The organism is Aliterella atlantica CENA595, assembly GCF_000952155.1.
GTDB lineage: Bacteria > Cyanobacteriota > Cyanobacteriia > Cyanobacteriales > Chroococcidiopsidaceae > Aliterella > Aliterella atlantica.
Map to the genome: position 1 here is coordinate 46,756 of NZ_JYON01000034.1, position 9,038 is coordinate 55,793.

18 protein-coding genes are annotated in these 9,038 nt (G+C 44.4%); all 18 read left to right on the forward strand.

What is annotated here, in order from left to right; all coding sequences use genetic code 11:
• Nucleotides 1-293 precede the first annotated feature (293 nt).
• The 18 genes from UH38_RS22015 (at nt 294) to UH38_RS22100 (ending at nt 8,866) form a co-directional block, all read left to right on the forward strand.
• Complete coding sequence (locus UH38_RS22015) at nt 294-890, forward strand: hypothetical protein (protein ID WP_082065485.1); 597 nt, start codon at nt 294-296, stop codon at nt 888-890.
• Nucleotides 891-895: 5 nt separating this feature from the next.
• Nucleotides 896-1,129, forward strand: a complete 234-nt coding sequence (locus tag UH38_RS22020) for a hypothetical protein (protein WP_045056836.1) — start codon at nt 896-898, stop codon at nt 1,127-1,129.
• Between the two features lie 88 nt (nt 1,130-1,217).
• A complete protein-coding gene (locus UH38_RS22025; RefSeq protein ID WP_045056837.1) occupies nt 1,218-2,267 on the forward strand; it encodes a DUF932 domain-containing protein in 1,050 nt (349 codons plus the stop codon).
• 67 nt (nt 2,268-2,334) lie between these two features.
• The gene (locus UH38_RS22030) at nt 2,335-2,565 is read left to right on the forward strand and encodes a hypothetical protein (RefSeq protein WP_045056838.1); all 231 of its coding nucleotides are present in this window, start codon (nt 2,335-2,337) and stop codon (nt 2,563-2,565) included.
• Between the two features lie 233 nt (nt 2,566-2,798).
• Entirely contained in the window at nt 2,799-2,978 is a 180-nt protein-coding gene (locus tag UH38_RS22040) for a hypothetical protein (RefSeq protein WP_045056840.1), read from the forward strand.
• Nucleotides 2,979-3,337: 359 nt separating this feature from the next.
• On the forward strand, nt 3,338-3,649 hold the full coding sequence (locus tag UH38_RS22045) for a hypothetical protein (RefSeq protein WP_045056841.1): 312 nt from the start codon (nt 3,338-3,340) through the stop codon (nt 3,647-3,649).
• Entirely contained in the window at nt 3,646-4,110 is a 465-nt protein-coding gene (locus UH38_RS22050; protein ID WP_045056842.1) for a hypothetical protein, read from the forward strand. Before UH38_RS22045 ends, UH38_RS22050 begins: the two co-directional genes overlap by 4 nt.
• A gap of 149 nt (nt 4,111-4,259) precedes the next feature.
• Nucleotides 4,260-4,685, forward strand: a complete 426-nt coding sequence (locus tag UH38_RS22055) for a hypothetical protein (RefSeq protein ID WP_045056843.1) — start codon at nt 4,260-4,262, stop codon at nt 4,683-4,685.
• Nucleotides 4,670-4,966 carry a hypothetical protein gene (locus tag UH38_RS22060; RefSeq protein WP_045056844.1) on the forward strand — a complete coding sequence of 99 codons (297 nt, stop codon included), beginning with the start codon at nt 4,670-4,672 and terminating at the stop codon, nt 4,964-4,966. The genes UH38_RS22055 and UH38_RS22060 overlap by 16 nt, the downstream gene beginning before the upstream one ends.
• 12 nt (nt 4,967-4,978) lie before the next feature.
• Nucleotides 4,979-5,263, forward strand: coding sequence for a hypothetical protein (locus UH38_RS22065; protein WP_045056845.1), 285 nt, complete (start codon nt 4,979-4,981; stop codon nt 5,261-5,263).
• A complete protein-coding gene (locus UH38_RS22070; protein ID WP_144405749.1) occupies nt 5,247-5,669 on the forward strand; it encodes a hypothetical protein in 423 nt (140 codons plus the stop codon). Before UH38_RS22065 ends, UH38_RS22070 begins: the two co-directional genes overlap by 17 nt.
• 90 nt (nt 5,670-5,759) lie before the next feature.
• Nucleotides 5,760-6,164: a hypothetical protein gene (locus UH38_RS22075; protein WP_045056847.1), complete on the forward strand. Its 405-nt coding sequence runs from the start codon at nt 5,760-5,762 to the stop codon at nt 6,162-6,164.
• Between the two features lie 63 nt (nt 6,165-6,227).
• On the forward strand, nt 6,228-6,449 hold the full coding sequence (locus UH38_RS22080) for a hypothetical protein (protein ID WP_045056848.1): 222 nt from the start codon (nt 6,228-6,230) through the stop codon (nt 6,447-6,449).
• A complete protein-coding gene (locus tag UH38_RS22085) occupies nt 6,446-6,760 on the forward strand; it encodes a helix-turn-helix domain-containing protein (protein ID WP_045056849.1) in 315 nt (104 codons plus the stop codon). The genes UH38_RS22080 and UH38_RS22085 overlap by 4 nt, the downstream gene beginning before the upstream one ends.
• Nucleotides 6,761-6,819: 59 nt before the next feature.
• On the forward strand, nt 6,820-7,407 hold the full coding sequence (locus UH38_RS22090; RefSeq protein ID WP_045056850.1) for a hypothetical protein: 588 nt from the start codon (nt 6,820-6,822) through the stop codon (nt 7,405-7,407).
• Between the two features lie 82 nt (nt 7,408-7,489).
• Nucleotides 7,490-7,666, forward strand: coding sequence for a hypothetical protein (locus tag UH38_RS26935; RefSeq protein WP_160296011.1), 177 nt, complete (start codon nt 7,490-7,492; stop codon nt 7,664-7,666).
• Nucleotides 7,667-7,715: 49 nt separating this feature from the next.
• Nucleotides 7,716-8,177 (forward strand): DUF488 family protein, N3 subclade, encoded by a 462-nt coding sequence (locus UH38_RS22095; protein ID WP_045056851.1) that lies wholly within the window; start codon nt 7,716-7,718, stop codon nt 8,175-8,177.
• A 167-nt stretch (nt 8,178-8,344) separates the two neighbouring features.
• Nucleotides 8,345-8,866 carry a hypothetical protein gene (locus UH38_RS22100; protein WP_160296012.1) on the forward strand — a complete coding sequence of 174 codons (522 nt, stop codon included), beginning with the start codon at nt 8,345-8,347 and terminating at the stop codon, nt 8,864-8,866.
• Nucleotides 8,867-9,038: the final 172 nt, after the last annotated feature.

Genomic DNA, 9,038 nt, shown 5'->3' on the forward strand with positions numbered 1-9,038 from the left:
CAAAGGGAAAGAGAGAAGCCCCCACCCGCAACGGAATCCAGAATCTCACTTCCGATTCAACGACCGAGCCAAAATGAATAGACAAAGGAATAAGGTTGCTGTTGGCTAGACAACAGTGGAACTGGAAACGAAGGTCAGCCTAGCACCCACCAGACGAGAGACGAGCCAGGTAGCCCCGCGAGGGGATGAACGCTGATGAGATGCCCTGGTGGAAGAAACTATAGCCTAAGCCAAACAAAAAGCCCCAGCAGCGACTAACTGACTGGGGCAACAACTAAAAAATTACTAACAATATGATGACACAACTAACTGAAGTTCAAACAGTAGAAGCGGTCAACAATCAAGTATCTACCCCTAAAACCTGGGATAGAGCAACGACAGCAGTAAACATTGGCGATCGCATTTGCATCCCGTTCACTCCGATAATGGAGGTAGTAGATAAAGACGTTTACCTCGATGGTAGAGTATGGCTGCTAGTCAAACCGAATAGCGGTTCATATACAGAAGAATGGGTGCTAGACGCAGAGGACGAAGTACAGCAACCACTATTTAAGGAAGAAACCGAGTACAAGCAAGGATTTGAACACGGCAAACTTGATGCAGCCAAACGCCTGCCGCCGATATGCGCTCAAGCCGAGTGCCAATATTCTAAAGGCTACCTAAAAGGCTACAGTAGCACCCCAACCCCACAGCAGACAAAAACTCCTACCGCACCTTCTTGGGTGGTGAGATACGATGGTGAATACTGGTACAAAGTATGGGTGGGCGATCGCATTGTAGGGAAAGCATCAACCCACGAAAAAGCCGAGCAGTTGGCACAGAAGGCAATCGCTAGTAAGAAGTTTCAGCAGGAGCATCGGGAGAGAGTGTTAGCGGCATACGCAGGGTAATAGCGATGCCATACATAGAACTTCAAGTGATAGAAGCATTCGGCGCTCAATATACAGAATACCGCCATGAGCCGGATGCAACCGATGATAAGCCAATTGTTGCCCCTCTGACTTGTGGGCAATGCGATTATTACCAGTCAGTCGGGACGTTGAGCCAAGGCAATTGCACCCTACTGGGAAAGGCAAGAGCTAGCGGTGATACAGCCTGCCCTCAACTTACTGTAACTGCACCATTTTAAGCAATAGAAAGACTGCACTACATCATCAGGCGCTCTGCACTTCACACTGAGCGCCCTTTCTACTCACTTACTAAAGGATTTCTCAATCATGAAAGCAGGCAAGACCCTCAGCGAACTAGCTCTAGAACTCGAAAGACAATCGGAATCGAAGAGAGACTACATCGCCAGCACTGAACTACTGAAGATGACCGATACAGGCGAGATGGCAATAGAAAGTGATACCCGCCAGGAGTTGGCAATTACAGACATTGCACACAGCCAGATAGCATCACGGCTAGACATCCCCGCCAAATACTATCAAAGGATGCGTTCTTCAGCGCCAGAACTACTGGCAGCGAACGTCAACGAATGGTTCTATCAAAAGCCAGAAAGACGCATGGTGCGGACGTTAGACGGACAGATGAGGGCTTATTTGAGCGAACGTTACCGCCGCCTAGATAATTACGACTTGGCTGAAGCAGTTTTGCCCGTTCTCAAGGAAATGGGCGAAGGACTAAAGATTATCAGTACCGAACTTACAGCGTCTCGGATGTACGTCAAAGTAATTAACGAGCGTGTCGAGTTAGAAGTTAAGAAAGGTGATGTAGTCCAAGCGGGAATGGTGATCTCAAATTCCGAGGTAGGCTTGGGTTCGTTGAAGGTAGAACCCCTAATCTACCGCCTTATTTGCGCGAATGGCATGATAGCTCAAGACCACAGCCAGAAGCGCTACCACGTAGGCAGAAATGCTGAGTCAGATGAAGCTTTGGAGTTGTACAGGGATGAAACACTCAAGGCTGATGACCGCGCGTTTTTCCTCAAGGTGCAAGACACAGTACGAGCGGCGGTAGATATTGCCAAGTTCTCGACAATCGTGCAGAGGATGAGGGAAGCAACAGAGCAGAAGATAGAGGGCAACCCAGTAAAAGCTGTAGAACTTGTTTCCCAGCGCTTCAACTTTAATGCTGGGGAAAGTTCTGGGGTATTGCAACACCTAATTCAAGGTGGGGATTTATCCGCCTATGGAATGCTTAACGCAATTACCCGAACTAGCCAGGACTTAGACGACTACGAACGGGCAACAGATTTAGAGCGCGATGGTAGTAGGGTGCTGTCATTACCTACTTCGGCTTGGAAAGAGATTGCCTTGGCTCAGTAGCAAATAGCCACTCGTCTAGCTGGTGCGATCAACTGTGCCAGCTACAAATCAATGAGGAGATTGTCGAATGACTCAAATTGATAATACTCAAAATCTCTCTATCCCAAAATTTCAACTAGGAACGCACGTCAAATGTAATGCCCGTAGCGGATGTAGGCTGCGCGGAGAAGTTGCCCAAGTCATCGCCATCAAGTATATTACTAGCGAATATTGGTCGGGTTGGACGTACACGATCGAAAACCTATACCTAACTATGAATGTTGGGGAAATCTGGTTAGATGCAGCGCCAACCGTTTAGAGGAGCCAAACAGAGTCAAGAAACTTTATGAGGAAGCTTGCATCAATCATGTTTGATACCCCAAACAGCATCCAGTGGTTAATACTATGCGATCGCGTCAGTAGCCTAGCCCAGATGAGATTTTGTATTTACAATTTACTTGTGGACGGCGGATTTTTATTTGTACGGGCTAAAAGTTGCGATAGTGAATCTATAAAGCACCTTTTCATTATTAATTCGGAGGGAGAATTTGTATGAACCTTAAAGAAATAGACATCGATCAAATTCAAGACTATATTCAGCAAGAAAAAGGTAAAGGGCGCTCGATTAAAGAGATTGTTAAAGAACTTGCGGAAATCCGTAGTGATGTCACAATCTTGTCCCACGACCCTGTAATTAGTAAACAACAGATTTTGGCAGCATTAGAGAAGTAATATTTAGCAGCACAAATAAATTATTGCATTATAAAACTCTTAGTTATACCAATAGCTAGGAGTTTTTATCATTAATACAATGTGCCAGATTGTAGGCTGCCATAGTAGGGAACAGAAATACTACCACCAAGCAAAAGATGCAGCACTAGCCAGCTTTGAGCGTGAAAGTTAATGCTGAATCTTCAATAATTATTGGAGGCTAACAGATGGAAAGTAGCGCATCTCCAGCATTACTAATGTGTGCAATTGCTTTTTTAGTCCCGTTCGCACAGATTGCTTTGTTTAAAGCATTACTCAAGTCTGGGGTTAAGGGTGATTTGTCAAATAGCAAATAACAACAAATTTACTGGAAAAACATCATGGATTTTCAAACGACAGCGATCAATAGGCAGCGCAAACAAAGGATTACGTTAGATATTGATGTGATTGGCGACGAGATAGATTTTGCCAAATGCGAACAAATTGCCGACAGCTTCGTAGCATTCATTTCGCAAGTGTGGTGGCTAGCAGATCCTAAATTCGAGTTTAGTTGCAGCAGTAAAGTCACAGTACAAGCGCCTCGGCAAAAGAATCATCAGCAAGTGCAATTGCCGAATACTAACGGTAACGGACGGGCAAAGCAGCCAGCTAAAATGCAGCCGATACTAAGCCAAGCGGGAGTAAAACAATGAGCGAAACTAACGCAAATCCAGCGCTAGCGCACATGGACGTAGCACAGGATGAGATAGCGATCTATGCGACGCTACTAAAGAGAGCGCAGTTGTCTCTAACGAAGTCCACACAAGCTTTTGAGAGAGCGAACGAAAACTTACTGACTGGCAATTGTCCAACCAGGAAGCAAATAACTCAACAGATAAGGCAGCAGTACGCAGCCTTGAACAACCTTACAGATGCAATTGTGGGAACTTTGGACGCACCAACGTTTGCCAGGATGATTGCGACTGCACCAAGGCGATCGCCTATGCTACTGGCGTTGGTTGAGCTTTTGCCAGACTCAGAGAAGGATCTGTTGAATACAGCATTTTCTGCTTTGGTTGTACTGGGGAGAGGGGAGATGGAATATTTGAGTGCAGAACAAGTAGAGTTGGCACAAAAGATTCTGCCGTTAACTTACGTAGAAATAGAAACTTAGCAATCGCACAACAGGCAGCAGAACTTGTACTATCGCAGCATCCAAGAGGATTTTGACAAGGATACCGAAACATTATCTCTGACTGAAGAACAAGCAACAGAAATCTTAAGCAAGGCATTTGACAAGCACGAGTTTTGGAGTGAAGAAGTATGCAATTGATGGTCATCCAAGACAGCGATCGCACTAAAATTGGTAGTGTGGCTGCTCAAGTAGGCATGGAACTAGCCAACGGTTATAAAGTATCTAAGGTTAACGACAAAAGTGTAATTGCCCAGTGCAACGGACATACTGAAAAGTTTTTCGACCCAACTTCGATTTATTACACGGAGGCGACGCGGTGGGGGTTTAGATGCTCTACTGTGGACGAAAAAGTAGAGACTTTAGCAGCACTAACGAGAAAATTTAGGTATGGAGAGTCAGCTTGCCAGCAGTATATCGACTATGGCTATGCCTCAGCATTAAGCAATCGCATCGAAGAAGCTGGCTTTAGCTTTGCAAAACTTGTGCAAAAGCAGCGAGAGGAAGCGATCGCGCAATTGCAGAAGGCTGAGGTAGTAGAATGCAGCAAGAAGTAGAGCAAATCATTACAGAATCACCAGGAGACAAAATGCACAACAGCGAAGTTATTTGGGCATACGCCCAAGGATTGACCATCTTCGGGTTTTGTCCAACCGAAGCCGAAGCTATAGCAAAGGCTAGTGAGATAGAACCAGTAGAACACGCTGGTTCTATGCATAAGGGGTATGTTTTAGATTTACCTCCTGGAAGCCTGGAGATTGAAGAGGATAGGGTATGGTTTCAGAGGAATGAATATCCCAAGCCTAATTGGATGAGTTGTCAAAAAATTGAACAATAAGGTACAGCCCAAATGTATAAAATTGAAGCAGATAAAGCTCAAAGCATGATTGCTGTAATTGAGGAACATCGTAAAATTCCCCAAAACATACTTTCACACTTAGAAAAAGCAGTAGATCGACATATTACTCCTGGAGAAACAAAAGACTTTTATCAAGGATTTCTATCTGCCATCTCTCTTTCATTAGAATTACAGGAACAAAATCTAGACAAGTCGGAAGTTAATGCTGCTCTTGTCCAACTAATGAAAAGAACATCTCAACTTTATTTAGAGGAAGAACATGAGGAGAAAATCTAAGGTGGAAATGCCAGAAATTTTAAAACAAGCATTGGAATGGGGCAAAGCCCAACATCCCGATGCTAGCCAGTTTCGCCACGCGGCTCTTGCAAATAGCGTTAGTTATCTAGTAACAGGTTTTTCTGGCGGATACGGTGGTCCCTCGATTCGCGAACACTGCGTCTCCTACGCATTAGTAGGAGATGGATATAACATACCTACTCAAACTAACTTAGGCTTAATGACCATGTCCTTCCCTGAGGGACGTTTGCCCCAGGCTGGGAACTGGGAATTTGGCAGGGCGTGTGAGTTTGCTGCCCCCATTTGTTACGGGCAATTGCCAGCGATCGCAGGGCAGATTGCTGCGTCTGAGTATTGCTTCGACGACGATCCCAATGACTTATTGGAGTTGCAGGCAAGCCTATGACAACTATACCGAGCAGTTTTCAACTCTTAACTGTACCCCTGTCCCCAATGCTGCTAGAGATGGCAGGAGCAATAGAAGTGAGGAGAAATAATGGGTATAGATATTAAAGCTATTTTCGGGTACGGAATTGTACTGGATTACAAACGAACTCCTTGGATAGAGGAAAGTTTTGAGGAGTTTGACTGCGACTTTCTAGAGTACGTATCGCAACAAACGGAGTATTTACCGCCTGGCGAAATATTTGATGCCGACCCCGAACAAAGAGAACAATTTGCAAGTACGCTACCCGTAATGTTTATCAAAGCTGGCAATTCTAGAGAGTATTACTTGCTGTTAACTAAATATTGTTGGCTGCTTGAAAAACCAAAAGCAATGAAGGTTAGCTTAAATCTGGAAGACTTTGGTACAGAACTTGCAAAAGCAAAAGAGTTCTGTAAAAAAACTAGAGTTGACTTTGATTCAACTGACTGGTTGTTAGGAATAATGTTTGATTGAGGAACCAACTGATGCAGCCTTTGAGATCGCGTCAGCAGCAGCTTTGGGTAGACAGGAGGAATAATGAGCGACGACCAGCCTTGCAGATTGAGCAAACGCCTGGACTTAAAGATACAGGATTTGCGTCATTTAGAAGAACTGCTAATCCACCAGGACGAGGGCAGCCAAGATCGCTTCTACTACACGACAACCTTGGGTGAGAAATTGAAGTTCATCCGCATTTGCAAAAGTCATTGGCTTAACGACGAGTACAACATTGCGCTCGTCATCCCGACGCAGCAATGAACCCAACCTTTGGTCAGATCATCCGCACTGCACGAGCAGACAAAGGATATAGCCAGCGCGACCTGGCAAGGCTTGTGGAGATCGACTTTACATATTTATCCAAGCTAGAAAGCGATGCCACAGAATACCCGCCCAAGGAGTACGTAATCCAACAACTAGCGTACTACTTGGGTTTGGACTATGAGGAATTGGTCTGCTTGACTGGTCGATTACCAGAGCGATATCAGGACTTCCTACAGCAAAACTACCAGGTGATGCCAGCATTGTTTCGGTGGATGCGGCAAAAGCCTGGGCTTGCTCAAAGGATTTAAAGGCAAGAGTTAACAGTGCAAAGCGATCGCACTATTGAAGCAATCACAGGAGGTTAAAAATGGATTCATACCCAGACAGTAACGCATACTTGCAGGCAATTCTTGAAGAATTACGAGCATCAAAACAGCCATTAGGCTTTGGACATCCACCGAAAGCCCGATACATATATGCAAACCGCCAGTATCCTGAGTGTTTATGGTACTTCTGGGATGGGGCAAAGAAAGCACACGAACCGATCGCCTTGCACGCTCTAACAGGCATCGTTGAAAAGCTAGAAATTGAGGAAAAAGAATTTCGTGGTAAACCAGATCATAAGGTAAACCTGCATATCAGAGCAGAGCGCAATTACGTCATTCAATCTGGGCTAGAAACCCTATTTGCTAAAGGGCTACTCTACACTCTTTCCAGACTACCAGTTGCCACATTTGCCCAGCCAATAACAATCTCTGTAGAAGCTGGAGATACAGAGCAGGTGCTATTCTGCCGCATCTACAATCCAGCATCAGGGCAAGCGGTATTCGCGCCTTACCCAGAACAAGTAAACTGGCAAGATGTAATAGCAAAAGCGATTGTGAAGATCGATGCCGCACATGGGCGAGTAGGGCAGCCGGAGCAGCAATCGCCACAGTTGGCACACAGTATTTAGAAGGGCAGACAAAAGTAGAGAAACCAGGGTCTAGAAACACTATCTAGTCCCTGGTTTTGTCATGCACAAGGAATAAATAACAATGCCAGAAACAACGTTTCTCAAACAGAAAAGCTTAGAAGAATTAAAATTTTTCCTCAAGCACTACCAACAAGTTTACCCAAAAGCAAAGCTGCAAGGACAGGCAGTTTTGCGACAATACTTCAGGAGAGCGAACTATCGAATCCAGCATTTGCAGTTCCGTTCCCAAGGTAAGTAGGTTTTGTCCTTCAACACATAGCAAGTAACTTTTTTAAAACCCCTGGAATATGCTGTATACAGCCTCGTACTTTGAGCCGGAACATCATCACGGCGTTCTGTTATCGATTTCCCGCAGCGTTCCCAAAGGCTTCAGAGTTGACGGCGCTCTAGATTTCCTTGCGCCTAATGCCCAGTTGCTCAAGGATTGGAAAGCCAAAAGTATTGACGAAGAGGCATATTGTCAGCGCTATCGGCTGCAACTGAAAGAGTCTTGGCAGCAGGTTTCATCTTGGCTGAAGAGTCTGGATGCTAAAACAAATCAAACGCTGTTGTGCTGGGAGCATCAGGGAGCCTTCTGTCACCGAAATCTGATAGCACTCCTCGTACAAAAACATCGAAGCGATGTATTCGGTGGCTGCGATATCAGACGAGTAGAAATCCCCAAGTGTACTGTATGTGAAACCCAATTAACTATTGGGCTGGACGCGAATTTTTGTTCTGGCTGTCGCATTTGGCAAAAGAATAAGTGAAACACTATTTTATTAAAGGAGCAAAGGGAGAAAGTGGATTGAAAAACAATACTGCAACAAAACAAACCCCATGCGAACAATGCGTTTACTACTTCGGAAAAAGCTCAATACACTGTGCTGTACACCCACAGGGCAAACAAAGTGAATACTGTGATGACTGGAAGAAAGTGACTTTAAGACAGAAACTAGCAATGAATATTAAGGCACTGGCAAACAATACCTCCTACCCAAAAGCTGCGGCTATTGTCATAGCAATAGCTAGTACAATTACACTGGGATATGGCATGAAGAAGCATCTGCCAGGAGCTATCGATGCCGTTCAAGAGTACCAGCGATATACTCAAGAGTGCAGGGTTTTCTTAGAAAGAGTAGGAACTGCTGGAACAATTGGGGTAGCAGAACCAGAATTAGTCAAAGTAGTAAGCTTTTTAAAGACTAATCATTTGGCTCAATCCTTTGAATACAAAGATTTGCAGGCTAATTTAGCCTACCTTAAAAGTCAGCCTGATAATTCATTGATGCCTGGTGCAATTAAGGAATCAATTAGCAAGAATACTGTTGCAATTGAAGAGGCACAAACTAAAAAATTGAATCAAGATTTAAAGTCTCTATTCAGTTTAGAAATAGCTGGTTCAGTAATGGCATTGGCAATAGCTGCCTTAATAATCAAGGAAGAAAACGACAACTGATATTCAAGCTACATCTCAGGTAGAACAAGTCCAAAAACTTTATTTATACCAAATCGCGTTCTAGAGCGTAATTTTCAAATGAGGGAAAAAGGTCATTGAGCGTAAACTTTCTGGCTGTGCATTAAGTTGATTCAAAGCCTGGCATAGTGTATCTTCTACAGCAGTTAGAGAT